Here is a 24,727-nt window from a genome sequence, read left to right as displayed (position 1 = left end):
TATTACTCCCATTCAGCACGATTCTCATGGTGACAACGTCACTAAAAACAATGAAGATTTACCGCTTACCGCTTACCGCTTACCGCTTACCGCACTGATAACGCTGCAAATTTACACTAGCGCAACCTGCCAAAGCCCCCTATACTCAGCTCATTCATTAACCTACGTTATAAAAGGAGGATTACTATGCCGATGTGTGAATTGTTTTTTTACTCACACTTCTATAGTAATTGCCGCTGCTCAAGCATTGCCGGTATCGTGCTGCGATAACCCAGGCTTGAGCGAAGCTTACTAACATTTGAGTCCCTTCCCTCCGGCTTACCGGGTTGTCGTCAGCGATGTTTGACGATAGGCATACACATGCCTGTAACTCTTGAGTAAGCAATGAGCACATTACTTTCTGCATTATCTGTCGGCTACGACAACAATTTCGGCCCTCTGCTGGTTGAGGTTTCCTTTAGCCTGAAAAAAGGCGATCGCATCGGTTTAATCGGCCACAACGGCTGCGGTAAAAGCACCCTGCTTAAAATCCTCAGTGGCGATCTGCCCGCCAGCACCGGCAGCGTAACCCCTGCCCACCAGTGCCTGATGGCGCGGGTGGAACAGCACCTGCCCGAAGCTCTGCACGACTGCAGCCTGCTGGATGCGGTCATGGCGCGACTACCGGAAAACCAACGCGTCAGTGAAAGCTGGCAAGGCGAAGTGCTGCTAAGCAGCCTTGGCTTTGCGCCAACGTCATGGACACTGACTGCGGGCACACTGAGCGGCGGCCAGCATACGCGCTTGCTGTTGGCGCGCGCGTTGATTCGCCAACCCGACCTGCTGCTGCTGGATGAGCCGAGCAATCACCTGGACCTGCCGACCCTGCTGTGGCTGGAGCAGTTTCTGCAAAACTGGTCCGGCAGCTTCGTACTGGTATCTCACGATCGGCATTTGCTGGATCAGGTCACCAACTGCACCTGGATCCTGCGCGATAAAACTCTGCAGTTTTTCCGCCTGCCCTGTACCGCCGCACGCAAGGCACTGGAGGAACAGGATGAAGCGGACACACACCGCCGTCAGGCGGAGCAGAAAGAGATCGACCGGGTGGCGAAAAGTGCCCAGCGGTTGGCCGTGTGGGGGCGGGTTTACGATAACGAAGACCTGGCTCGCAAGGCCAAGCAAATGGAAAAACGCGTTGAACGGCTGAAAGAAGAGCAAACCACGTTGAGCGCAGGCAGCCAATGGCGGCTCAGGTTAAAGGGCGAGGTGCTGGATGCCGATCGCCTGCTGGCCTTGCCGCAACTGGACGTGCGCCCGGCGGCGGAGGCTCCGGTTCTGTTCAGGCTTGCATCGCTGCGGGTTAAAAGCGGGGATCGCATCGCCATCGTCGGGCGTAACGGCTGCGGTAAATCTTCGTTGCTACATCATCTGTGGCGCGAATACCAAGACCCAAACCAACGGGAAGCCGTGTTCCACCCGCGAGTCCGCATCGGCTATTACGATCAAAGCCTGCAGCAACTGCGTGACGAGGATACGCTGAGCGAGGCGTTGTCGCATTTCGCGCCGCTGACCGAGGAACAGCGGAAAATGGCGCTGATTGGTGCCGGGTTCCCTTACCTGCGTCATCAGCAGCGCATCAGCACCCTGAGCGGCGGCGAGCGTTCGCGCCTGCTGTTTGTTGGGCTGACGCTGGCCAACTACTCTCTGTTATTGCTCGACGAGCCGACCAACCACCTGGATATGGAAGGCAAAGAAGAGCTGGCCGAGACCCTGCGTCAGTTTGAAGGCGCAGTGATGCTGGTCACCCACGACCGAATGCTGATCGAAAATAGCTGTAACCGCTTCTGGTTGATTGACCAGCAAAGGCTGGAAGAGTGGCGGGATCTGGAGCCGGTCTACCACCGATTGGCACAAGCGACGGAGGCCGCGCCAATGACCACCTCGTCCCAGCAGCCTGCCAGTCGCGAATTGCAGCATGCAGACGAGGAGCGACTGTTGGCCACGCTGTTTGAACTGGAAAGCAAACTGCAAGAAGATCTGGCGCGTAAACCCAAGCATCAAAAAGTGCAGCTGCAGCAGCAATGGCGAAGTGAAATCGCGACCATTACCGCACAGTTAAATCTGGACTAACCTGTACAGGCCGCCTGCGGGCGGCCTTTTCCTTAGGGAGCGGATATGAATATTCATCTCAGGTTGGCAACCCGTGAGGAGCAACCCTTGCTGGCGGCGATGCTGCCCAACTATTTGCGGGAGCTGGCTGCGGATACTGACTATCCACACCTGGCTCGCTATTGGCATGAAAACGGCAGGTACCCGTATCTGATAGTAAACCAGGCACAACCGGTGGGATTTGCCTTGGTCAGAACGCTGCTGCCAGCTACTACTATGGAGATGGCGGAGTTTTATGTCGCCAAACCCTGGCGAAAATACGGCATAGGTAAAAGTGCCGTGCAGGCACTGTTTGCCCTGCATCCCGGTCGTTGGCAGCTGTCGGTGCTGGCAGACAATCCGGGCGGCCTCGCCTTTTGGCTGTCGGTGGTACCACCGACGGCTTACCGGGCCTGGGTTGAAAAACCGGGGATCCGACCTCACTGGGCGCTGTCATTTTGCGTCGGCAGCGCCCCTTGATAAGCACCAGAAACTAGATGCCGGGTTTAGGCTTAATCGGCTCCACGTGCCCTACTGCCCGCGATATGCTGGGATAAAGTGCGCGTAACTGGCGTTCGATGCTGTCTACCGCAGCATGCGCGGACACAATAGAGGCCGCCGGGGAAACCCGACAATGAAAGTTGACGATAATGCCGTTCGCGGTTTTGCGTGCGCGAATGTTATGCACGTCCTGCACCATTTCACCGTTCTCTACCGCCACATGCAGGATCTGACGAATGTGCGCCAGCTCTTCCGGTGCAACATCTTCACTGGCTACCCAGTGGTGCGTCTGCGGTTCAAGATGAGTTTCAATTTCAGTCTCCTCGCCAATCGCCTCGCGCAGCAAGGTTTCAATCTCACTGGCGATATCGTGAGCCTGTGCCACGCTGGCGCTGGCAGGTACGGCCAGATCCAGACTGATCGACATGCGTTCCGGCAGCTGTTGCAGGGCCAAATTTTGTACCACCGCCCCGTGGTTGGCGGCGATCACCCGGATACGGGTCGCCATGTCTTCGTCGCTGCGGGTTTGCGGGTTGGCAATCACCGTGGCTTCGGCATTGGCATATTGCCGTTCCAGACGTTCGGCAATCGACTTTTTCAGCGCGTTGATACGCTCCAGCGGCAAGGTGCGGCACACGGCGACGGTGACCTCAATGAACAACATGGCACCGGCGTTGCGGATGCGAATATTCTCGGTGGCCAGTATTGCGGGGAAACTCTGGAGCAAGGCATCGATTTCTTCCTTGGCACCGGCAGGCGCGGTATCCATCAGCGAATCGAATGAACGTTTCCCCAGTTTCACCGCCGCGACCACAATAAAACAGGCTACGATCAACGCCGCGATGGCGTCTGCACGATTGAAGCCGAGCATGACGAACACCATGCCCAACAGCACCACGGCGGAAGCCAACATATCTGAGAAGAAATGCAGCGCATCGGCCTCCAACGCCGCACTGTCAGTGGCCTTTGCCACGCGATTCAGCGCCCTGACGCGGAAAAAATCGACCACAATCGAGATCAACAGCACCGCAATGACCACAGGGGCAGCGACAATTTCATGCGCCTCCCCGAGCAGGCTTTTGCCGGCCTCGTAAACAATCCAGCCGGCAGCCCCCAACAGCAACAGTACTTCAAACAGCGCGGCCAGATTTTCGACCTTGCCATGACCAAAATGATGGTCGTCATCAGCGGGTTTGTCGCTGATGCGCACCGCCAGCCAGGTAATACTGGTGGCAATAAAATCGGTGAAAGAGTGGATCCCTTCAGAAATAAGACCAATACTGCCGGTAAAAATGCCGGCAATAAATTTCCCGGTCGCCAATAGCCCGCTGGCTATCATCGAATTTCTGGCAACGGATTGTTTTTCATTTTGCATATTACGGCTCACATTCAAAGGGGCATTCATTTCTTTATTTTAGTCGAGTATTGCCAGGAAAAAGCAACCAGCAGCATACTACCCGAGAATGTCAGCATTAAACTAGACAGAAATTCTGATTTTCCGGTTGAATAAAAATAAATCTCATTCACACCCACGGCAATCATCAAAATGGCATAGAGCAGACCAAGAATAGAAATAATCATTATCGTTATACTCCACAAAACCGCATCAGGCGGTCAGAGTTTAATCGCATCCTCCCCGTCGTAATAAAACACTTCGGGGAGGATGCATCCAGGCGGATCTTTAGCGTTCATTAATCATCCCATTTAGAGCTCATATAGGCGGCGAACAGGCCCAGTGAGCTGATGATGCTCAGGAATCCTACAAAGAAGATCATGTTTCCCATTATTTCGTCCTCGATTAATTATTGTCGATAAAAGCCTCTTTAATTAAAAAGTGGATAATCTCATTATTCATGAATATTTACGCACCTCCTGTTTACTGAGAATTAATTTCCGCTCCGGCAACCACACGGAGCGGAAGCCCCTTTATATCCCCAGCACGTGCTGGGCGATTTTGAAGTAGATAATCAGCCCGGTACCATCAATAAAGGTGGCGATAAACGGCGCCGACACTACCGCCGGATCAATGCCCACACGCTTGAGCAGCATCGGGATAATGGATGAAACAATGGCGCTCCAAACGGTAATCGCCACCAGCGACAGGCTGACCACCATAGTAACGTCCATACCCACGCCCATGATCCAGGCGCGCGCCCAGGCTGCGATGCCGATGGTAGCGGCTATCAGCAGCGAGGTGGACACCTCTTTGCGGATCACCGCGCCCAGGTTACGCAGGCTGACCTCTCCCAGCGCCATGGCACGTACCAACGTAGAAGTGATTTGAGTACCGCTGTTACCGCCGGTACCGATCAGCAACGGAATGAAGAATGCCAGTGCTATCGCCGCTTCCAGCTGTTCTTCAAAGGCCTTTAACACATTGCCGGTATAGGCTTCGGCGACAAACAGCATCAGTAACCACACCGAACGCTTGCGCCACAATGCCCAGGGGCTGGTTTCGAGATAAGGCTTGTCCAGCGGCAGGCTGGCGCCCTGGCGTTGCGCATCCTCGGTATTTTCGTCTTCAATCAGCCGGGCGATTTCTTTTTCGCCCAGCACGCCCACCAGCGTTTTATTCACCACCACCGGTACTACGTCCAGCCCGCCCTTACCCAATAAATGGGCAACGTCATTACGGTCGTCATCGGGAGAGACCTGGAAATAGCTGTGATTGATCATCACGCCAACAGGTTTATCATCGTCCTCGCACTGCAATAATTTTTTTACCGACAGCGTACCGCGCAGATGATAATCATCAGCAGTGACAAACAGCTGAGCGGGAATTTCATCCGTTTTTAACTGAGAAAGAAAATATTCCTTGGCTTTGTTGACCGTCATATTGCCGGGAACGGTAATAAAATCGGCGTTCATATAGCTCGCAATCGAAGACTCGTCTTGAGTTTCAGCACGGGCCAGCGCCGGGGAGAGGTAATTTTGATGTGACTTCATTATGTTAGTCCCTATTTCTGTTTAAACTTCAACAGCGAATCGCATAGGGGCGTTAACCACAGAGGGAGTGCAGAAAGCCTATCTCCGCGTCCAGGTTTTAGCACTATACAACGTATCTGATGTGTTAATCAGAAGTTACTTTGGGCTGAACCTTAATCCGATAAAGCCTGTCTTAACCTTGGGCATCTCTCGATGTCGTCAGATCAGTAACCTGTGTTTGTATAGGAGCCTCGCCAAACGAGATACTGCATATAAACTACGGGGGGCAGTATAGGCAGGGTTTTTAATCGATGGGCAAAAATCTGGCTTGCCGTTGATGAAACATTTAGAAAAAACATTTTCGGTAAAAATAATAAAATGTGGGCCGGAACAATCCTAACCCACATTATTTACCGTCAATGCGCGAGGATATACACGTTTTTGTCGTACAACGGCCCTTGGCGGGTAAAGTCGATGCCTTTCACATAGGGTTTGACCAGCGTGGCGTTAGCCTCGTAGTACACCGGTGCCACCGGCGTATCCACCGCCAACACATCTTCTGCCTGCTGGAAGGCCTGCTGCACCTGTTCCGGGCTTTGCGCCGCGGTAGCCTGGTGCAGTAGCCGATCGTAATGCTCATTGGCATATTTGGCCGAGTTCTCGCTGCTGGTAGAGCGGAATACATTCAGGAAAGTGGAAGGATCGTTGTAATCCGCCAACCAACGGCTGAACGCCGCACTGTATTGACCGTTGTTGATATTGTCCAATACCACCTTGCGCTCCTGATTTTGCAAAGTGACCTCTGCTCCCAGGTTCTTTTTCCACATCGCGCTAGCGGCGATCACAATTTTCTTGATGGTGGCGTCGTTGCTGTACAGCAGAGTGAAACGTAACGGATGCTGCGCGTTAAAACCGGCTTCCGCCAGCAGCTTTTTCGCTTGGGCAATGCGTTGCTCTTGCGACCACCCCGCCGCCACGCCAGGCTGTAAGGTAAAGCCACCGGCGCCGGTTGGGGTAAAGGTCCAGGCCGGCTGTTGACCATAGCCCAAGACCTTGCCGGCAATTACCTGTTTATCCAGCGCCAGATTCAGCGCCTGACGCACCCGCACGTCGTTAAAGGGCGGCTGCCGGTTATTAAAGGCAAAGTAGCTGGTCGACAGCAGCGGATAAGTCACCAGTTGCTCATCGCCCAGGTTTTTTTTCAGCTGTTGGTATAACTCTGGCGGCGCGCTATAACCCAGTTCGATCTCACCGGCGCGAAAACGCGCCACTTCCGGGAACCCTTGCAGCGGCAGGAATGTCACCTTATTGAGCACAGTGTGGGCGTTATCCCAATACTGGGTATTGCGCTCTACTACCACTTTTTCATTCACCACCCACTGCGCCAGTTTGAAAGCTCCGTTACCGACGAAGTTTTGCGGTTGGGTCCAGTTTTTGCCGTATTGCTCCACCACTTTCCGATTTACCGGCAGCACCGGAAAATGCACCAGCTGTTTAAGCAAATAGGAGTTAGGTTCAGCCAGCGTCACCTGCAGGGTATGGGCATCCAACGCTTTCACGCCCAGTTCGCTCGGCGGTTTGCTACCGGCGTTAATTTCCGCCGCATTCAATACATAGGCCGACGCCAGATAGCTGCCGTAGGGTGAAGCAGTTTTGGGATCGGTCAAGCGCCGCCAGCTAAAGACGAAATCATCGGCGGTCACCGGATCGCCATTTGACCATTTCGCTTCTGGCCGCAGATGGAAGGTCCAGACAGTCCCCTTAGTTTCCCACTTGGTGGCCAATGCGGGGATCACCTCGCCATTTTTTCCCACCCGCAGCAGCCCTTCAAACAGGTCATTGAAGATATAAAATTCCACGTTGCTTTCCGCCAGGTTCGGATCCAGCGTAGCCGGCTCGTAACCATTGGCCCGCACCAGCTCCTGTTTGGCGGCCAGTTGAACGCCTGCAGGCACCTCGGCGGCCTGCACCGCCACGCCAGCCTGCAAAGACAAGATGATTAGACCAGCCAATCCCTTAAGCTTGAATGAATATGTCACGTCGTTATCCCTTATTGGTGTTTTGTCGACGCCTATATTCATCGAAGCAGTTGAATAAATTAAATCATTAAACGCTATGACTCATAACCAAAATAACTGGTGTGAAACAACATGAATTTCTTTCATTATCAGACTCCTACTCGCCATCCTGATGAGTCTGTTTTTCACCAGGGCTGAAGGAATGTTAACGGCTACCCGGCCAACACTTAATGGCGATGATTGAATGCATTAAACAGCGTCACTCGTGGTTCTGAGAGCAGCGGCACCGACCGCGGAGATGACAGGCCAAACAGCGAGGTTATTGTTTCATTGCACTGCCAATCGATTAACGCATTATAAATACTGATGAATTAGCGAATAAAAGAATCAATAATACGCAAGCTTAATTTTTCCTTAAGACAAGATAATTAGTGAGCAATTTATAAAAATAAATTAATACGAATCGTTTTCACTATCATTATTAATGTTCTTATATACAATCAGGGCTGCCCGGCATTCGTCAGGCCTTATTCATTCGCTTTTCTTCTCTGCACTCTCTCAATAAAAAGGATGACTGTATGAAGCTGCGTTTCACTTCTCTCGGCCCCATTGCCCTGTTGGCGTCGTCCATGATGCTGGCGTTTTCCGCCAATGCTGCATCTCAGGATGAAGGTATCGTTATTTATAACGCCCAGCATGAAAACCTGGTGAAATCCTGGGTGGACGGTTTTACCAAAGACACCGGCATTAAAGTGACCCTGCGTAATGGTGGCGACAGTGAGTTGGGTAATCAACTGGTGCAAGAAGGGAGTGCATCCCCTGCCGACGTTTTTCTGACGGAAAACTCCCCGGCGATGGTGTTGGTGGATAACGCCAAACTGTTTGCGCCCCTGGACGCCGCTACCCTGGCCCAGGTTGAACCGCAGTACCGTCCACAGCATGGCCGTTGGATAGGCATTGCTGCCCGCTCAACGGTGTTCGTCTACAACCCGGCTAAGTTGACCGAAACGCAATTGCCGAAATCACTGCTGGATCTGGCCAAGCCGGAATGGAAAGGCCGCTGGGCTGCCTCACCTTCAGGTGCGGATTTCCAGGCGATCGTCAGCGCCTTGCTGGAGCTAAAAGGCGAGAAAGCCACCCTGGAATGGCTGAAAGCGATGAAAACCAACTTCACCGCTTACAAAGGCAACAGTACCGTGATGAAAGCGGTGAATGCCGGCCAAATCGACAGCGGTGTCATCTATCACTATTATCCCTTTGTCGACGGTGCCAAGACCGGCGAGAACAGTAAAAATATCAAGCTCTACTACTTTAAACACCAGGATCCGGGTGCTTTTGTCAGCATCTCCGGTGGTGGCGTGTTGGCCTCAAGCAAACACCAGCAGCAGGCTCAGGCGTTCGTGAAGTGGATCACCGGTAAAAACGGCCAGGAGATCCTGCGTACCAACAATGCGTTCGAATATGCCGTGGGCGTTAACGCAGCCTCCAACCCGAAACTGGTACCGCTGAAAGAGCTGGACGCGCCTAAAGTCGACGCCTCCGCGCTGAACGGCAAAAAAGTCGTCGAATTGATGACCGAAGCCGGTTTGTTGTAAGCCAGTCTTGTCCGTAAAGAGAGCTTTTAGCCCTATGTCGAATATAGGTTTCAACGCTGCCGGTGCAGCGCCACGTTACGCTTCAGCCCGACGCCATCAGCGGCCGGGGCTGTTTATCGTGGCGGTCGCCATTTTACTCTCCCTGCTGGCACTGTTGCCGTTGGGGTTTGTCATTAGCGTGGCGTTTGAAACCGGTTGGCCGACGGTGAAAGCTCTGGTTTTTCGCCCCCGGGTGGCCGAACTGCTGCTTAATACTCTGTTGCTGGTGGTCTTCACACTGCCTATTTGTGCCGTTCTTGGGGTGGCATTGGCCTGGTTGACCGAGCGTACCACCTTGCCCGGACGGCGTATCTGGTCACTGTTAGCAACCGCACCGCTGGCGGTGCCCGCCTTTGTGCAAAGCTACGCCTGGATAAGCCTGGTACCTTCGATGCATGGCTTGGGCGCAGGGGTCTTTATTTCGGTCATTGCCTACTTCCCGTTTATTTACTTGCCGGCGGCCGCAGTACTGCGCCGGCTTGATCCCGGTATTGAAGACGTCGCCACTTCGCTGGGCACCCGCCCGCTGGCGGTGTTTTTCCGCGTGGTATTGCCCCAGCTGAAATTGGCGATTTGGGGCGGTTCACTGTTGATCGCTTTGCATTTGCTGGCGGAATACGGCCTGTATGCGATGATCCGCTTTGATACCTTCACCACCGCCATTTTCGATCAGTTCCAGTCCACTTTTAACGGCCCGGCGGCCAATATGCTGGCCGGGGTACTGGTGCTTTGCTGCCTGGTGCTGTTGCTGCTGGAAGCCGGCAGTCGAGGCCGAGCACGCTATGCTCGCGTCGGTTCCGGCAGCGCCCGCAGCCAGAACGCTTACCGTCTTGGGCCTGCCGCTACCCTGTTCGGCCTGCTACTGCCCTTGGTACTCACCGCGCTGGCGCTGGGCGTGCCCTTTATCACGCTGGCCCGCTGGCTGACCTTGGGTGGATTTGAGGTCTGGCGCAATGCCGAACTGCTGCCAGCCCTGCTGCAAACGCTGTCATTGGCGGCCAGCGGAGCGCTGTTGATCACCTTATGCGCCATCCCAATGGCCTGGCTTTCGGTACGCTATCCGGCACGACTGTATCGGATTTTGGAAGGCTGCAATTATGTCACCAGCTCGCTGCCCGGTATCGTCGTGGCGTTGGCGTTGGTCACCATCACCATTCACAGCTTCCGCCCAATTTATCAAACCGAAATTACCCTGCTGCTGGCCTATTTACTGATGTTTATGCCGCGAGCCTTGATCAACCTGCGTGCGGGCATCGCTCAGGCACCGGTAGAGTTGGAAAATGTGGCGCGCAGCCTCGGCCGATCCCCGGCGCAGGCGCTGTGGAGTACCACGCTGCGACTGGCGGCTCCCGGCGCGGCCGCCGGTGCGGCACTGGTGTTTCTGGCCATCTCCAACGAATTGACTGCCACCCTGCTGCTGGCCCCCAACGGCACCCGCACGTTAGCTACCGCTTTCTGGGCGCTGACCAGCGAGATCGACTATGTGGCGGCGGCCCCTTACGCGCTGATTATGGTGGTGTTATCACTTCCACTGACCTGGCTTCTTTATTCTCAATCCAAACGCACGGCGGGATTATGAGCACGCTTGAACTACAAGGCATCGGTAAGTCCTATAACGCGATCAAGGTGCTGGAGCATGTTGATTTGCAGGTTGCCCCGGGCAGCCGCACCGCGATTGTCGGCCCTTCCGGCTCGGGGAAAACTACCCTGCTGCGCATCATCGCCGGCTTCGAAATACCGGACAGCGGTCGGGTGATGTTGCAGGGCCATTCGATGGACAATGGCAGCGGCTGGGTGCCGGCGCACCTGCGGGGCATTGGTTTTGTCCCGCAAGATGGCGCGCTGTTTCCGCACTTCACCGTGGCTGGCAATATCGGTTTTGGCCTGAAGGGCAGCAAGCGCGACAAGCAGCTGCGTATAGATGCGCTGATGGACATGGTGGCGCTGGATCGTCGCCTGGGTGCACTGTGGCCCCACGAACTTTCTGGCGGGCAACAGCAACGCGTGGCGTTGGCCCGGGCACTCTCCCAGCAGCCGAAATTGATGTTGCTGGATGAACCCTTCTCCGCGCTGGATACTGGCTTGCGTGCCGCGACCCGCAAAGCGGTGGCAGAGCTGCTGGCCGAAGCCAAAGTGGCGTCTATTTTGGTGACCCACGATCAGACTGAAGCGTTGTCGTTTGCCGATCAGGTGGCGGTGATGCGCAATGGCCGTCTGGCACAGGTTGGGCCGCCGCAGGATCTTTATCTACGACCGGTCGACGAACCCACCGCCACATTTTTAGGTGAGACGCTGGTGCTCTCCGCCGATCTGGAACAGGGTTGGGCCCAGTGCGCGTTGGGGCGGATTGCCGTGGACGACTGTAACCGCCGTGGGCCTGCTCGCATCATGCTGCGGCCGGAGCAAGTCCAAATCAGTCAGTCCGAGTCGCAACACTCCAGCCAGGCGGTAGTGACCCACATCGATTTCGCCGGTTTTGTCTCCACCCTGAATTTGCGTATGGCCAACAACGACGCCACGATTGAGCTTAAAACCGTCAGCCGCGAAGGCCTTCGCGCCGGTACTCTGGTCAATCTGAATATCATCGGTCAGGCACATATTTTTGCCGGGTAATACCTGCATCTCAGTCAAACCGGTGCCTACAGAACAGGTGCCGGTATCCCCCGAACCTGGCCTTCGCGTTGCAGTACCCTGGCGTCTCACTCAACTCGCTTAACGATAAAACCTATCGCAGCCATCGTTGAGTAAAAACCCTTTCATCAACTACGATTAGTTTGTGACCGGTGCAAGCATTCACCCGTCCGGAGATAACCCACAGAGGATTATCATAATTATTCATGCTGCTTAAAGCCGCCCTTCTTTGATGCGGCTAAGAAAGGTTAATTATGTCACGTACTACCCCCCTCGAACGCTACCGCAATATCGGCATCTCGGCGCATATTGATGCCGGCAAAACCACCACCACCGAGCGGATTCTGTTTTACACCGGGGTCAGTCACAAGCTGGGCGAAGTGCACGACGGCGCCGCCACCATGGACTGGATGGCGCAGGAGCAGGAACGCGGTATTACCATTACTTCGGCGGCGACGACCTGTTTCTGGAACGGCATGCAGCATAATTATCCGCAGCACCGCATCAATATTATCGACACCCCCGGGCACGTAGACTTTACCATTGAGGTCGAACGTTCGATGCGCGTGCTCGATGGCGCGGTCATGGTCTACGACTCGGTGGGTGGCGTACAGCCACAGTCGGAAACCGTCTGGCGCCAGGCCAATAAATACAAGGTGCCGCGGCTGGCGTTCGTCAACAAAATGGACCGCGTGGGCGCTGACTTTTTCCGCGTGCGCAAAATGATGATCGAGCGCCTTAAGGCCAATCCGGTACCGATCGTCATACCCATTGGTGCCGAAGACCACTTCACCGGCGTGGTGGACTTGGTGACCATGAAAGCAATCCTGTGGGACGAAGCAACCCAGGGGATGAGTTTCAGCTTTGAAGAGATCCCGGCGGAACTGCGTGAATCGGCACAGGAATGGCGGGATAAAATGGTCGAAGCTGCCGCCGAAGGCTCGGAGGAGCTGATGGACAAGTACCTTAATCAGGTACCGCTAAGCGAAGAAGAGATCGTTCGCGGCCTGCGCCTGCGCACCGTGGCCGGCGAAATTCAGCCGATGCTGTGCGGTTCCGCATTCCGCAACAAAGGGGTGCAACGCATGCTGGACGCGGTGATTGAGCTGATGCCCTCGCCGCTTGACGTTCCACCGATGGAAGGCCACGACGAGCGCGACAATATCGTGATCCGCCGCGCGTCTGACGATGAAAAGTTCTCGGCGCTGGCATTCAAGCTGATGACCGATCCCTTCGTCGGCCAATTGACCTTTGTGCGAGTGTATTCCGGCGTATTGGCCAAAGGCAGCAGCGTATACAACCCGGTGAAGGGGAAGAAAGAACGTATTGGCCGCATCGTGCAAATGCACGCCAACGATCGTAAAGATGTCGAAGAGCTGCACGCCGGTGACATCGCCGCCTGCGTGGGGCTAAAAGATGTTACCACCGGCGACACCCTGTGCGATCCCAACGCGATTATCACGCTGGAGAAAATGGTGTTCCCGGAACCGGTCATCGCTCAGGCGATTGAGCCGAAAACCAAAGCCGATCAGGAGAAGATGGGCATCGCGCTGCAACGCCTTTCCTCAGAGGATCCGTCATTTCGCGTGCGTACCGACGAAGAGTCGGGCCAGACCATTATTTACGGCATGGGCGAACTGCATTTGGAAATTATCGTCGACCGCATGCGGCGTGAATTTGGCGTGGCGACCACCACCGGCAAACCGCAGGTGTCCTACCGCGAAACTATCCGCAAGCGCGTGACCGACGTGGAAGGCAAGTTCGTGCGCCAGTCCGGCGGTAAAGGCCAGTACGGCAACGTGGTATTGACGGTGGAACCCAATGAGCCGGGCAAGGGCTTTGAATTTTTCGATGAAATCAAAGGCGGCGTGATCCCGGGCGAATTTATCCCGGCGGTAAGAAAAGGCGTGCTGGAAGCCTTGAATAACGGCGTGCTGGCTGGCTATCAGGTGGTCGATGTCAAAGTGCACCTGACCTTTGGTTCTTACCACGACGTCGACTCCTCGGAGCAGGCGTTCCGCATGGCGGCCATCTTCGGTTTTAAAGAGGCCTGCCGTCAGGCGGATCCGGTGATCCTCGAACCCATCATGTCGGTAGAGGTAGAAACGCCGGAAGATTACGCCGGCAGCGTGATGGGCGATCTGTCGTCACGCCGCGGACTGGTGCAAGGGATGGAAGATATTCCGGGCGGCGGCGGCAAGGAGATTCATGCCAAGGTGCCGCTGTCGGAGATGTTTGGCTATTCCACCACCTTGCGCTCGATGTCGCAGGGGCGCGCCACCTACACCATGGAGTTCAGCCACTACGCCGAAGCGCCGCGCAACGTGGCCGAAGAGATCATTCACCACAGCAAAAAGTAAACTTACCGCCTGCCGCGCTCTGCGGCAGGCATTACTCCTTGGCCCCAATACTGACCACCACCGGCTGTGGCTTAATCCGCATCGCAGACACCACTCCCACGATCAGGCAGGCAATACCGCCCAACGTCAGCAGCGGTGGCCAGGCCTGTCGCAGCATAAAGGTGTAAGCCAACCCCGCCAGAATTTCGAAGACGATCAGCGGCCCGACCAACACCGTCGGCAGGCGCTGACTCGCCTCATTCCAGCACAATGCGCCAATCCACGAACACAACATGCCAATGGCAATCATCAACGGGACAAATACTTCAGGCCTGGGTCCGAAAGGCAATGCAAACTCCGGCTGGGTAAAAGCCAATTGACCGCAAACCACCACGTAACCGATCAGTGCCAGCGGCAGCGTCACCAGCCCCTGAGCCGTTGCCCAGGTCGCGGACCTTTGGCCCGGGTTCTCCCGCAGCCAGCGGGCATTACGCAATGGGAACCAGGTCCAGCACGCCACCGCCAACACCGCCAGGCCCAAGCCGCTGGTATAACGCCAGACGTCAACCGGGGCCGTATTGCCCTGCAGTTCGGCAACGTTGACCAATGCCAGACCGCAGGCAATCAGCACCAGCGCCGGCGTCAGTTTACGCCAGGAAAGTCGGCCATCGTGCTGGCTGTAAAACAGGTTGGCGGTCACCGAAATGACCACCGGCAACGTACCGATAATCATGGTAGAAACCGGCGCGCCAGTACGTTGAATGGCACTCGCCAGGCACAGGTAATACAGCAGGTTGCCAATCGCCGTCAGCTTTAACGCCTCCAGCCAATCGTGACGATGTAACTTTTTCAGACGATGACGATCAAACCACGCCAACGGCAAGGCAATCAGCCCAAAGGCCAGATAACGCCCGGTCGACTGCAACGCCGCCGGGTATTCAGGGATTAACACCGGGCCGACAAAAATCAGCCCCCACATCAGCCCGGCAGACAAGGCAAATAACACGCCGACAAACATAATGACTCCATCAACAACCGGGAACAGCAATGCGGACCCGTGATTAAATACTTGGGGGTCAGCCTAACGAGCTCGGGCGGGAAAATATTGTAGCAGGTTGCTGTTTTAGCGGTTGGTGACCTGTTTCTGGTAGCGCACTGGCGTGACACCGTAACGATTGGCAAAGGCGCGCGTCAAATGCGCCTGATCGGTCAACCCCGCCGCTGCCGCCACCTGGGCCGCGGGCATACCGCGCCCCAGCATCAGTTTGGCCTGTGACAGACGGATCGCCATCAGCATCTGTTGGGGGGATACGTGATATTGGGCTTTGAATTTACGCAGAAAATGATATGGGCTGAGCGAAACCAGCGCCGCTAACTGCTCCAGCGTAATGACAGAGGCAAAGTTATCGTGCAGGTAGCTTTTGACGATATCGAAACGGTGCGCCGCCTCTGCCTTCAACGGACGTGCCGCCTGAATGTGTGGGCGGAAAATGCCGATGACCTGCATCAGCAAGTCGTCGATGGTCAAGGGATCTTTGGCTTGCCACAGCGCGGCCAGCGTGGCGGACAATCGCTGCGCCGCCAATGGCTCCTCGCGTACCGCTTCGGTAAACCAGAACCCCTGCTCACCCGACAGCAATTCCAGCGTGTCCGGCTCCAGATACAGCATCCGGTAATTCCAGCCGCCGGCGGTTTCCGCCTCACCGGTGTGCAACTCGTCCGGGTTCATCAATACCAACGAACCCGGCGCCGCCAAATGTTGCGCGCCACGGTAGCGGAAACGTTCAGCGCCAAAATCGACGGTGCCAATGGCGAATGCATTGTGCGTGTGCGGCTCAAAAACATAGCGCTCTATATGGGCGTGATAAAGCTCAACGCCCGGCACCTGCGGCAAATGCCGAAATTGCGCGCTGTCTTTTTCAAAGGGAAACTGTTGTGGAACACCCTGCACCTTGCCACCCTGCTTCTATTTCGCTGGTGCCGATATGATAGTCAACGCGGCAGGTTTTGAGTAGTGCGTAACGCGGTTCTCTGGACGCTGGTACTCATTCAGCGTAGGGTATTTTACTCAGCGCCCGGCGTCAGCAAGCCGGCACCGGCGTCTTGATTATCCCGCCGCAGAACGGGAAACCCGTTTTTAACCCCTTGAAAGTAAGAGGCAACAATGTATCCAGATACTCAACTCTATATCGACGGACAATGGCGTAACGCAGTCGCCGGCAAAACCACGCCGGTCACCAACCCCGCGACCGATGAGGTGATTGGCAGCGTGGCGCATGCCGCCGCAGCCGATCTTGATCTGGCACTGGACGCAACCGAACGCGGTTTTAAAGTCTGGCGCGACACCTCCGCCTATCAGCGTGCAAACCTGATGCGCAAGGCCGCAGCGTTGTTGCGTGAGCGCGCCGAGAAGATCGCCGCCATCATGAGTCAGGAACAAGGCAAACCGGTGGCGCAGGCCAAGGTTGAAATTCTTAATTCGGCGGATGTGATCGACTGGTTTGCCGGCGAAGCCAGCCGCACCTACGGCCAGATTATCCCGTCCCGCAGTCGCGATGTGCAGCAGCAGACCCTGAAACTGCCGGTTGGGCCGGTTGCCGCCTTTACTCCGTGGAACTTCCCGATTAATCAGATCGTACGCAAACTGTCCGCCGCGCTGGCAGCAGGCTGTTCGATCATCGTCAAAGGCCCGGAAGAAACTCCGGCCTCACCGGCGGAGCTGATCAGAGCCTTTGCCGACGCAGGCGTGCCGGCGGGCGTTATCGCGCTGGTATACGGGACTCCGGCGGAGATCTCCGAGTACCTGATCCCGCATCCGACCATTCGCAAAATCTCGTTCACCGGCTCCACCCGCGTGGGTAAACATTTGGCGGCACTGGCCGGCCAGCACATGAAGAAAGCCACCATGGAGCTGGGTGGCCACGCGCCGGTGTTGATTTTTGACGATGCCGATCTCGACGCTGCCGCCAAAGAGCTGGCGTTGGCCAAATTCCGCAACGCCGGCCAGGTCTGCATCGCCCCGACCCGTTTCCTGATCCAGCAAGGCGTTTATGAAGCCTTCGTTGAAAAATTCACAGCCGCGGTGCGTGATATCAAGCTGGGCAATGGTCTGGAGGAAGGCGTCACCATGGGCCCGATGGTTCTGCAACGCAGCGTAGAAGCCATTGATGCCTTTGTGAAGGATGCGATTGCCCAGGGTGCTAAAGCCACGACCGGCGGTCACCGGGTGGCGGGCGTCGGCAATTTCTTTGAACCGACGGTATTACGTGACGTGCCGTTGAGTGCGCGCGCGATGTCTGAAGAACCTTTTGGTCCGGTAGCCCTGCTGCGTCCGTTCACCACTTATGAGGAAGCCATTGCCGAGGCTAACCGCCTGCCATACGGTCTGGCGGCTTACGCCTACAGCCGCAGCATCGCCACGGTGACGGCGCTGGGACGCGATGTGGAAAGCGGCATGCTCAGCATCAACCATATCGGTTTTGGCCTGCCGGAAACGCCGTTTGGCGGGGTGAAAGACTCCGGCCACGGTACCGAAGGCGGCAGCGAAGCGATCGAATCCTATCTGGAAACCCGCTTCGTCACCGTCGCCGGCCGTTAAGCCATTCAGGCCGGTACATATGCCCCGTATCATTCATACGGGGCATTTTTTATCAGCCAACCTTGTCGAACAACACCCGCGCCGCCGGGGTCAAGCCCAGCATGTGAATGCAGGCATGCACCATGCCCGGCAGCCGCTCGCAACGCACCGCTACGCCCGCCTCCTGTAACCGCTTGGCATAAAGCTCGGCTTCATCACGCAACGGATCGTATTCGCAGCTGAGAATGGTCGCCGGGGGTAACCGCTGTAACCTTGGGGCATGCAGTGGCTCTGCGTAAGGATCCTGCGGCTTGTCCGCTTCGCCCAGATAGGTGTTCCAACAAAACGCCATCACTTCCCGCGTCAAATAATACCCTTGCGCGTACTCCTCATAGCTTGCGGTATCCATAGCACGACTCAATGCCGGATACAGCAACAGCTGATGCTCAATCTGCGGCCCCTTGCGGTCTCGGGCCAATAACGCCACCGCCGCGGCCAGGTTGCCGCCTGCGCTGTCGCCGCCTACCGCCATGCGGGCAACGTCAACGCCCCACTCATCGGCCCTTTCCACCACGCCGCACAGGGCCTGATACACGTCCTCAAGCGGCCGTGGATAGGGATACTCAGGCGCCAACCGGTAATCAACCGACAGGATCACTCGCCCGGTGGCATTGGCCAGTGCCTGACAAGGCCGGTCATACAGCGCCAGCGATCCCAGACACCAGCCGCCGCCGTGGGCATACAGCATCGCAGGCAAAGGCTCACCCGGCGTCGCTCCTCCCGGCGTATAGGCACGAATGGCGATAGCCTGCCCGTCGTCAGCGGTCACCCAACCATCACGGACGCCACCACTGGCTTCGGCTTCACCCTGCAGCGCCAACAAGCCGGCCTGAGCGACCTCCCGCATCTCACTGAGCGATGCAGGCGCTGGTGCCTGCGCAGCCTCCGCCAGAAAACGAGCAATCTGAGGATCAAGCGGCATGGTTCTGGCTCCCTGACAGGAAGGGGATCACCAACGCGATAAATTCCTCGTGACACTCTTCGGTGATGAAATGGCCACAGCCGGCCACGGTTTCTCCTCGCAGATCCACCGCGTTGTCACGCAGCGTGACGAATGGCGCCTCGCCAGTAGCATGTTCTGCACCAATGGTCATCACCGGCATGGTTAGCCGAGTCTCTGCCCGCCGCTGGTTTTGGCGGATGGTTTCCGGAATGGCGCGGTAGTAGTCAAAACCGGCCCGCAGGCTTCCCGGTGCTGAATAGGCGGCAATATAGGTTTCTGCCGCCACCCGATCCCGACGATAGGACCAGCGGTTAAAGATATAGCTGAGATACTCCCTCTCACGGCCCAGCGTCAACGTCTCCGGCAGATCCGCCAGTTGGTTGAACATGAAGTGCCACAGGAAAATATTTTGATCTGCCGGGACAAAAATCGGTGGCGCCGGTGCCAGGCCAGGAATAACCGCTTCCGTCAGCACCAGCCCCGTCACCGCCTGCGGGAAGTCACTCGCCATTGCATAGCCAACCCACATGCCGATGTCATGGCCGATCAGTTGGTAACGTTCATGCCCCAGTTGCAGCATGGTCTGGTGCAGCGTCGCGGCAACGCTGCCGGTGTCATATCCCCCGATCGGCTTGTCCGAATCGCCGATGCCCGGCGGGTCTACCGCTATCGCTTTAAAACCGGCCGCCGCCAGCGCTTGCATGACATGACGCCAGGTAAACCAGGTCTGCGGCCAGCCAGGGATAAGCAATACCGGCTGCCCTTCGCCCAGCGTGACGCAGTGGATGCGGTTACCCTTTACCCGCGCATAGACGTGTTCCGGCTCAGGTCCATTGGTCATGGACCCGTTATTTTGCAGTGTCATTGATGTTCTCCGTCGTGGAATTGCGGGCTCAGCGCAGGCCGAGCAAGGTATTGATTTGCTGTTGATCAACCGGCGCACCGGCGAAGTCATCAAACACCTTGTCGGTCACGTTGATGATGTGATCACGAATAAAGGCGGCACCTTCGCGAGCCCCATCCTGTGGATGCTTCAGGCAGCATTCCCACTCCAGCGTGGCCCAACCGTCGTAACCGTGCTGCGTCAGCCGGGAGAAGATGCCCTTGAAATCCACCTGGCCGTCACCCAATGATCGGAAACGTCCGGCGCGCTCGGTCCATGACTGATAACCGCCGTAAATGCCCTGCCGCCCGGTCGGATTGAATTCGGCATCCTTGACGTGGAACATGCGAATGAAATCCTTATAAATATCGATGTAATCCAGATAGTTCAGCTGTTGCAGCACGAAGTGGCTCGGATCGAACAGTATTTGGCAGCGCGGGTGTCCGCCAACACGCTGATGGAACATTTCAAAGGTCACGCCGTCGTGCAGGTCTTCACTGGGGTGGATTTCATAACACAGGTTCACCCCCTGTTCATCGCAGGCGTTGAGCACCGGTAGCCAGCGTTTGGCCAACTCATCGAACGCGGTTTCGATAAGCCCCGCCGGGCGCTGCGGGAACGGGAATAGATAAGGCCAGGCCAGCGAACCGGAAAAGGTGCCCATTTCGGTCAGGCCCAGTCGCGCTGAGGCTTTGGCCGCCAGCAGCAGTTGCTGGTGCGCCCACTCGCTGCGCGCCTGCGGGTTGCCATGCAATGCCGGTGGCGCAAAGCTGTCGCACAATGCGTCATAAGCCGGATGCACCGCCATCAGCTGACCGAAAATGTGGGTGGTCAGTTCGCTGACTACCAGTCCCTGCTCCGCCAGCATGCCGATCAGTTCGTCGCAATAAGTCTGGCTTTCCGCCGCGGTGGCCAGATCAAACAGTCGGCTGTCCCAGGCGGGGATCTGCAGGGCTTTAAAACCGGTTTCTGCCGCCCATTGAGCGATAGCCGGCAAGCTGTTGAATGGGGCAGCGTCGTCACTGAATTGGGCGAGATGCAGGCTTGGACCTTTCAGGGTTTTCATCGTAAACTCCTATTGTTTGTCGATTGACAAACAATAGGCTTAAATGAATCTCTCAGCAAGCGAATTTTAAAAACTCGTTGGTATTACAATAGATTTAAGCGATCCTGTTTCGCTGAGGGACAGGCAACCAGGAATTGATTAATGGCAGGCAGACCGCGCGAATTCGACCGTGAGCAGGCGTTACTGAAAGCACGAGATTTATTTTGGCGTCAGGGGTACGAAGGCACCTCGATGTCGGATTTGGTGACCGAACTGGGCATCGCTTCCGCCCGTATCTACAAGGCGTTCGGCTCGAAAGAGTTGCTGTTTCGTGAAGCCATCGAAAGTTACGAAAGCCATGAAGGCGGATTTGCCGATCGCGCATTCAGTGAAGAAAGCAGCGTGCGCCTGGCGATAAAACGCATGCTGGACGATGCAGTGGCGCTCTACAGCCGCGCAGACCTGCCGCAGGGGTGTATGGTGGTTTCCTCTGCCGCCAGCGTCAGCGACGAAAACAGCGGGATCAAAGCCTGGCTGGCGGAACATCGTCTGCTTCGCACCCAAGGCATTATTGATCGCCTGCACGCCGCCGTCGCCTGCGGTGAACTGCCGCCCGATACCGATGCCGATGCTCTTGGCGACTATTTCGCCGCCTTCCTGCACGGATTGTCGATTCAGGCGCGCGATGGCGTCAGCAGGGCAAGATTGGAAGCGGCGGTCAAAATTGCGCTCGCCACGTTGGATTGATCACTCCGGCAAATCAAAAATCACCAGGGTGCCCTGGCTGCCCGCCAGCACCCGATGCGGCACGCCAGCGGCGGCCTGATACAATTGCCCGGCGTTAACCGTGATTTCCTCACCCTGCACTTCAAGCCGCAGTTGCCCGGCGATCACCAGCAATCCTTCATGATAATCGTGGACCTCTTCGGCAATCTCACGCTGATCCATCCGCAACACTTTGATATTGGCCGCGCCTACCTGCCCAAGTACGCTGGAGCGCCATGCCTGCGGCAAATCGGCGGCCAGCGCGGTAAGATCGAATAATGACATAAGCCCTTCATCAGCAAGCAGCGCCCTTCGCTGCCACGGCAATTTACTCCCTCGCGCTCCGACGGCTAAATAACCTTTGCTTTTAACCTATAGCCAGACGGATCAAACCGGCACCCGACGGCTGATCTCCACCACCTGATCGCTGGGCAAATAATAATAATCCGTCACGTGCATGCCGTTACGCACCATCAGCGCAAAAATGTTGCGCTGCCAGGCCGGCAATCGGTCACGGGCTTCACGGCGCACCACGCTTTCATGGCCCAGGTAATAGGTAGCATCGTCAAAGTTCAGCCCGGTTTTCTGCGCCTCCGCATGCTGTAATAAACGCGGAATATTGGGTCGTTCCATAAAGCCATAGCTGGCTACCGCGCACCAGAAACCCGGCGACTGTTGCCGCATCACCAAACGTTCGGCGTTTGCCACCCGCGGTTCGTTAACAATCATGATGTGCAGCGCCAGCACATTGGCGTGCAGCGAACCGTTGCGTTTAACCTGCCATCTCATCACCGGCGGTGTACCATTTAACGTTCGGGTCAGAAAAATGGCCGTGCCTGGCACCCTTGGGATGTTACGTTCTTCAAGATGCGCCAGAAAATCCGCCAGCGGCAGGTTCTTTTCCCCCAGCGTGCGGGAAGCCGCCAGCACCCCGCGATGCCAGATTAACATCACGCCATAGACCAGCGTGGCCATCAGCAACGGGACATAACCGCCCTGCATGACTTTGCTGAGGTTAGCCAACAGGAAGCTGAGATCGACGATAAAAAAGCCGCCGGCAACCAACAGGCTGGCGAGCGTTCCCCAACGCCATACTTCGCGCATGGCCACAAACAAAAGCCCGGTGGTCATGATCATGGTGAGAGAAACCGCAATGCCGTAAGCCGCGGCAAGATTGTCGGAAGACTTGAAAAACACCGTCAGAAAAACCGTCACCGCCATCAGCAACCAGTTGATGGCACCGATATAGATTTGCCCGTAGCTCTCCTCAGTGGTCTGTTTCACCCGCAAACGCGGCAACCAACCCAGTTGGATTGCCTGACGAGTCATGGAAAAGGCGCCGCTGATGATCGCCTGACTGGCGATAATGGTGGCCAAGGTCGCCAGGATCACCAGAGGGATCTGCAGCATCGGCGGGCACAGGCGGAAAAAGATGTTTTGGGTGACGTCGGCGCCGGAGAGGATCAACGCGGCCTGGCCGGCGTAGTTCAGCAGCAGGCTGGGGAAGACGATACCAAACCAGGCCAGCCAAATCGGCTTTTTGCCAAAGTGCCCCATGTCGGCATACAGCGCCTCTGCGCCGGTGACGCAGAGAAACACCCCACCCAGCACTAAAAAGCTGGTCAGCCCGTTGGAAAACAGAAAGTGGATGCCGTACAGCGGATTCAATGCCATCAGCACCGCCGGATGCTGAACGATGCCCCAAATACCCAGCACCGCGATAGAGAAAAACCACAGCGCCATGATAGGCCCAAAGACTTTACCGATACGCGCGGTCCCTAACGGCTGAATGGCAAACAAGCTCACCAGGATCAGCACCGCCGCAGGCAAAATATAGGGTTTCGACTCGGGCAGCACGATGTTCAGCCCTTCCAACGCCGACAGCACCGAAATCGCCGGGGTAATGGCCCCGTCGCCGTAGATCAGCGCCGCACCGAACAGGCCGGCAAACAGCACCATCGGCCGGGCCTTTTTCTTGCTGACCAGTAACGACATCAACGCCATAATGCCGCCTTCACCGCGGTTATCGATGCGCATGGCAAACATGGCGTATTTCAGCGAGGTGACGATCACCAGCGTCCAGAAAATCAGCGACAGCAGGCCCAGGATCACCGGCGCGGACGGCGCATCCCCCGAGAGATAGAGCACGGTTTTCAGGGTGTATAACGGGCTGGTGCCGATATCACCAAACACTACCCCCAGTGCGCCACCGGCCAACAGCGGCATGCTTATTTTCGGCGTCTGTTCCTGTTCATTCCCTGTGCTCATCGAAGTTTCCTGAATAAGCCATTACGATTTATTCAGGATAGTCAATTCAGGCGGTTAGCGCGTGCCGATATTGGGTGAAAACCTTCAGTTCCCCGCCTCTTTCAGCAGCCAGCGCTGCAAGTTCAACCCTTCTGGTGACAGTTCATTGTCTTGCCGCACGCACAGGTAGTAATCGCGCCCATCGTCAATCGCCAGATCGAACAACTTAACCAGCTCACCGCTGTTGAGATAGGGTTCGATCAGGGGTTCACGCATCAGCGCACAGCCCAGGCCCGCCTGCACCGCCGCCAACGTTAGCAGACCGTCTTCAAACATCGGGCCGGTACTGCGCAGCGGTCGTTTGACACCGGCTGACTGAAACCACTGCATCCAGGTAGCGCGCTCTTCGTCGTGCAGCAACGGCAAAGGTGCAAGTTGCTCCGGCGTGTCCAACAGCCCGTGCAGCTTGATAAAGCTGCGGCTGCATACCGGCACCATTTTGCCGGACATCAGTTTTTCACTGCGATAGCCGCTCCATTGCCCCGCACCAAAGCGGATCGAGATATCTGCGGCATCGCTGAGGTAATTGCGATGATTGGCATACACCACGTTGATATCTATCTCGGGATTTTCGCGCAGAAAGCCGCGCAGTCGCGGAATGAACCAGCCCATGCCGAACAACGGGATCAGGCTGATGGTGACCTGCCGGGAAGCCGACTGCTCGCGCACCTGCTCGGTTGCCTGACGCAATACGTTAAATGCCGAGCGGATAGAACGGTAATAGTCCCGTCCTTCGCTGCGCAATATTAACCGGCGCCCCTGGCGTTCGGTCAGCGGCATTTGCAGAAAGGCCTCCAGCGTTTTGAGCTGATGGCTCACCGCCGAAGGCGATATTTCCAGTTCAAGCGCCGCGGCGCTGATGCTCCCCAAACGCGCGATAGCCTCAAATGCCCGCACGGCGCGCAGCGGTGGATCATTGGGTAACGACGCATTGCATTGTTCTGTTTTTTTCATATGTTGACTATTTTG

21 protein-coding genes and 1 riboswitch are annotated in these 24,727 nt (G+C 56.4%); of the genes, 8 read left to right on the top strand and 13 right to left on the bottom strand.

Annotated features, from left to right (window positions below):
* The first annotated feature begins 384 nt into the window (after positions 1 to 384).
* The gene (locus AC1RKC_RS00995; protein ID WP_488764983.1) at positions 385 to 2,112 is read left to right on the top strand and encodes an ABC-F family ATP-binding cassette domain-containing protein; all 1,728 of its coding nucleotides are present in this window, start codon (positions 385 to 387) and stop codon (positions 2,110 to 2,112) included.
* Between the two features lie 45 nt (positions 2,113 to 2,157).
* Complete coding sequence (locus AC1RKC_RS00990; RefSeq protein ID WP_392456060.1) at positions 2,158 to 2,610, top strand: GNAT family N-acetyltransferase; 453 nt, start codon at positions 2,158 to 2,160, stop codon at positions 2,608 to 2,610.
* Positions 2,611 to 2,623: 13 nt separating this feature from the next.
* Here AC1RKC_RS00990 and AC1RKC_RS00985 read toward each other — a convergent pair whose 3' ends face one another.
* From AC1RKC_RS00985 to AC1RKC_RS00965, 5 genes are all read right to left on the bottom strand, one after another.
* The gene (locus AC1RKC_RS00985) at positions 2,624 to 4,006 is read right to left on the bottom strand and encodes a cation diffusion facilitator family transporter (RefSeq protein WP_048758808.1); all 1,383 of its coding nucleotides are present in this window, start codon (positions 4,004 to 4,006) and stop codon (positions 2,624 to 2,626) included.
* 26 nt (positions 4,007 to 4,032) lie between these two features.
* Positions 4,033 to 4,212, bottom strand: coding sequence for a hypothetical protein (locus AC1RKC_RS00980; protein ID WP_488764984.1), 180 nt, complete (start codon positions 4,210 to 4,212; stop codon positions 4,033 to 4,035).
* Between the two features lie 110 nt (positions 4,213 to 4,322).
* Entirely contained in the window at positions 4,323 to 4,415 is a 93-nt protein-coding gene (mgtS, locus tag AC1RKC_RS00975; RefSeq protein ID WP_020827001.1) for a protein MgtS, read from the bottom strand.
* Positions 4,416 to 4,557: 142 nt separating this feature from the next.
* Positions 4,558 to 5,580 (bottom strand): magnesium transporter, encoded by a 1,023-nt coding sequence (locus tag AC1RKC_RS00970; RefSeq protein WP_081667701.1) that lies wholly within the window; start codon positions 5,578 to 5,580, stop codon positions 4,558 to 4,560.
* 72 nt (positions 5,581 to 5,652) lie between these two features.
* Positions 5,653 to 5,826: riboswitch (M-box (ykoK) riboswitch) on the bottom strand.
* A gap of 146 nt (positions 5,827 to 5,972) precedes the next feature.
* Positions 5,973 to 7,637 carry an ABC transporter substrate-binding protein gene (locus AC1RKC_RS00965; RefSeq protein WP_115058762.1) on the bottom strand — a complete coding sequence of 555 codons (1,665 nt, stop codon included), beginning with the start codon at positions 7,635 to 7,637 and terminating at the stop codon, positions 5,973 to 5,975.
* A gap of 515 nt (positions 7,638 to 8,152) precedes the next feature.
* Between AC1RKC_RS00965 and AC1RKC_RS00960 the strand changes: the two genes are divergently transcribed.
* From AC1RKC_RS00960 to fusA, 4 genes are all read left to right on the top strand, one after another.
* A complete protein-coding gene (locus tag AC1RKC_RS00960; protein ID WP_308531327.1) occupies positions 8,153 to 9,169 on the top strand; it encodes an iron ABC transporter substrate-binding protein in 1,017 nt (338 codons plus the stop codon).
* 34 nt (positions 9,170 to 9,203) lie between these two features.
* Positions 9,204 to 10,787, top strand: a complete 1,584-nt coding sequence (locus AC1RKC_RS00955; RefSeq protein WP_020827005.1) for an ABC transporter permease — start codon at positions 9,204 to 9,206, stop codon at positions 10,785 to 10,787.
* Positions 10,784 to 11,821 (top strand): ABC transporter ATP-binding protein, encoded by a 1,038-nt coding sequence (locus AC1RKC_RS00950; RefSeq protein WP_176983532.1) that lies wholly within the window; start codon positions 10,784 to 10,786, stop codon positions 11,819 to 11,821. Before AC1RKC_RS00955 ends, AC1RKC_RS00950 begins: the two co-directional genes overlap by 4 nt.
* Positions 11,822 to 12,093: 272 nt before the next feature.
* Positions 12,094 to 14,199, top strand: coding sequence for an elongation factor G (fusA, locus tag AC1RKC_RS00945; RefSeq protein WP_493092236.1), 2,106 nt, complete (start codon positions 12,094 to 12,096; stop codon positions 14,197 to 14,199).
* A gap of 31 nt (positions 14,200 to 14,230) precedes the next feature.
* On the opposite strand, the gene AC1RKC_RS00940 is transcribed toward fusA, so the two are convergent.
* Together AC1RKC_RS00940 and AC1RKC_RS00935 are read right to left on the bottom strand one after the other, a co-directional pair.
* The gene (locus tag AC1RKC_RS00940) at positions 14,231 to 15,196 is read right to left on the bottom strand and encodes a DMT family transporter (protein WP_020827008.1); all 966 of its coding nucleotides are present in this window, start codon (positions 15,194 to 15,196) and stop codon (positions 14,231 to 14,233) included.
* A gap of 105 nt (positions 15,197 to 15,301) precedes the next feature.
* Positions 15,302 to 16,129 carry an AraC family transcriptional regulator gene (locus tag AC1RKC_RS00935; protein ID WP_149573213.1) on the bottom strand — a complete coding sequence of 276 codons (828 nt, stop codon included), beginning with the start codon at positions 16,127 to 16,129 and terminating at the stop codon, positions 15,302 to 15,304.
* A gap of 213 nt (positions 16,130 to 16,342) precedes the next feature.
* Here AC1RKC_RS00935 and AC1RKC_RS00930 point away from each other — a divergent pair, with 213 nt between their 5' ends.
* The gene (locus AC1RKC_RS00930; protein ID WP_048758792.1) at positions 16,343 to 17,776 is read left to right on the top strand and encodes an NAD-dependent succinate-semialdehyde dehydrogenase; all 1,434 of its coding nucleotides are present in this window, start codon (positions 16,343 to 16,345) and stop codon (positions 17,774 to 17,776) included.
* 52 nt (positions 17,777 to 17,828) lie between these two features.
* On the opposite strand, the gene AC1RKC_RS00925 is transcribed toward AC1RKC_RS00930, so the two are convergent.
* From AC1RKC_RS00925 to AC1RKC_RS00915, 3 genes are read right to left on the bottom strand one after another with little or no spacing between them, the layout of a single operon-like run.
* Complete coding sequence (locus AC1RKC_RS00925) at positions 17,829 to 18,737, bottom strand: alpha/beta hydrolase (RefSeq protein ID WP_187961346.1); 909 nt, start codon at positions 18,735 to 18,737, stop codon at positions 17,829 to 17,831.
* Positions 18,727 to 19,623 carry an alpha/beta fold hydrolase gene (locus AC1RKC_RS00920; protein ID WP_115058757.1) on the bottom strand — a complete coding sequence of 299 codons (897 nt, stop codon included), beginning with the start codon at positions 19,621 to 19,623 and terminating at the stop codon, positions 18,727 to 18,729. The genes AC1RKC_RS00925 and AC1RKC_RS00920 overlap by 11 nt, the downstream gene beginning before the upstream one ends.
* A 28-nt stretch (positions 19,624 to 19,651) precedes the next feature.
* A complete protein-coding gene (locus AC1RKC_RS00915; RefSeq protein ID WP_020827013.1) occupies positions 19,652 to 20,707 on the bottom strand; it encodes a sugar phosphate isomerase/epimerase family protein in 1,056 nt (351 codons plus the stop codon).
* 141 nt (positions 20,708 to 20,848) lie between these two features.
* Between AC1RKC_RS00915 and AC1RKC_RS00910 the strand changes: the two genes are divergently transcribed.
* A complete protein-coding gene (locus AC1RKC_RS00910; RefSeq protein ID WP_046373465.1) occupies positions 20,849 to 21,433 on the top strand; it encodes a TetR/AcrR family transcriptional regulator in 585 nt (194 codons plus the stop codon).
* On the opposite strand, the gene AC1RKC_RS00905 is transcribed toward AC1RKC_RS00910, so the two are convergent.
* From AC1RKC_RS00905 to AC1RKC_RS00895, 3 genes are all read right to left on the bottom strand, one after another.
* Positions 21,434 to 21,736, bottom strand: a complete 303-nt coding sequence (locus AC1RKC_RS00905; protein ID WP_048758784.1) for a cupin domain-containing protein — start codon at positions 21,734 to 21,736, stop codon at positions 21,434 to 21,436. It abuts the gene before it with no gap.
* A 102-nt stretch (positions 21,737 to 21,838) separates the two neighbouring features.
* Positions 21,839 to 23,719: a potassium transporter Kup gene (locus AC1RKC_RS00900; protein ID WP_115058755.1), complete on the bottom strand. Its 1,881-nt coding sequence runs from the start codon at positions 23,717 to 23,719 to the stop codon at positions 21,839 to 21,841.
* 84 nt (positions 23,720 to 23,803) lie between these two features.
* Positions 23,804 to 24,712, bottom strand: coding sequence for a LysR substrate-binding domain-containing protein (locus AC1RKC_RS00895; protein WP_129982799.1), 909 nt, complete (start codon positions 24,710 to 24,712; stop codon positions 23,804 to 23,806).
* Positions 24,713 to 24,727: the final 15 nt, after the last annotated feature.

It is taken from the genome of Serratia sp. GW822-FHT06E05 (assembly GCF_058799445.1).
This window is presented reverse-complemented; position numbering and strand designations above follow the sequence as displayed.

Excerpts from the sequence above, each read along its gene's own strand:
- AC1RKC_RS00995 (WP_488764983.1), top strand. The coding sequence starts at position 385 with ATGAGCACATTACTTTCTGCATTATCTGTCGGCTACGACAACAATTTC.
- AC1RKC_RS00990 (WP_392456060.1), top strand. The coding sequence starts at position 2,158 with ATGAATATTCATCTCAGGTTGGCAACCCGTGAGGAGCAACCCTTGCTG.
- AC1RKC_RS00985 (WP_048758808.1), bottom strand. The coding sequence starts at position 4,006 with ATGCAAAATGAAAAACAATCCGTTGCCAGAAATTCGATGATAGCCAGC.
- AC1RKC_RS00980 (WP_488764984.1), bottom strand. The coding sequence starts at position 4,212 with ATGATTATTTCTATTCTTGGTCTGCTCTATGCCATTTTGATGATTGCC.
- mgtS (WP_020827001.1), bottom strand. The coding sequence starts at position 4,415 with ATGGGAAACATGATCTTCTTTGTAGGATTCCTGAGCATCATCAGCTCA.
- AC1RKC_RS00965 (WP_115058762.1), bottom strand. The coding sequence starts at position 7,637 with ATGAATATAGGCGTCGACAAAACACCAATAAGGGATAACGACGTGACA.
- AC1RKC_RS00960 (WP_308531327.1), top strand. The coding sequence starts at position 8,153 with ATGAAGCTGCGTTTCACTTCTCTCGGCCCCATTGCCCTGTTGGCGTCG.
- AC1RKC_RS00955 (WP_020827005.1), top strand. The coding sequence starts at position 9,204 with ATGTCGAATATAGGTTTCAACGCTGCCGGTGCAGCGCCACGTTACGCT.
- AC1RKC_RS00950 (WP_176983532.1), top strand. The coding sequence starts at position 10,784 with ATGAGCACGCTTGAACTACAAGGCATCGGTAAGTCCTATAACGCGATC.
- fusA (WP_493092236.1), top strand. The coding sequence starts at position 12,094 with ATGTCACGTACTACCCCCCTCGAACGCTACCGCAATATCGGCATCTCG.
- AC1RKC_RS00940 (WP_020827008.1), bottom strand. The coding sequence starts at position 15,196 with ATGTTTGTCGGCGTGTTATTTGCCTTGTCTGCCGGGCTGATGTGGGGG.
- AC1RKC_RS00930 (WP_048758792.1), top strand. The coding sequence starts at position 16,343 with ATGTATCCAGATACTCAACTCTATATCGACGGACAATGGCGTAACGCA.
- AC1RKC_RS00925 (WP_187961346.1), bottom strand. The coding sequence starts at position 18,737 with ATGCCGCTTGATCCTCAGATTGCTCGTTTTCTGGCGGAGGCTGCGCAG.
- AC1RKC_RS00920 (WP_115058757.1), bottom strand. The coding sequence starts at position 19,623 with ATGACACTGCAAAATAACGGGTCCATGACCAATGGACCTGAGCCGGAA.
- AC1RKC_RS00915 (WP_020827013.1), bottom strand. The coding sequence starts at position 20,707 with ATGAAAACCCTGAAAGGTCCAAGCCTGCATCTCGCCCAATTCAGTGAC.
- AC1RKC_RS00910 (WP_046373465.1), top strand. The coding sequence starts at position 20,849 with ATGGCAGGCAGACCGCGCGAATTCGACCGTGAGCAGGCGTTACTGAAA.
- AC1RKC_RS00905 (WP_048758784.1), bottom strand. The coding sequence starts at position 21,736 with ATGTCATTATTCGATCTTACCGCGCTGGCCGCCGATTTGCCGCAGGCA.
- AC1RKC_RS00900 (WP_115058755.1), bottom strand. The coding sequence starts at position 23,719 with ATGAGCACAGGGAATGAACAGGAACAGACGCCGAAAATAAGCATGCCG.
- AC1RKC_RS00895 (WP_129982799.1), bottom strand. The coding sequence starts at position 24,712 with ATGAAAAAAACAGAACAATGCAATGCGTCGTTACCCAATGATCCACCG.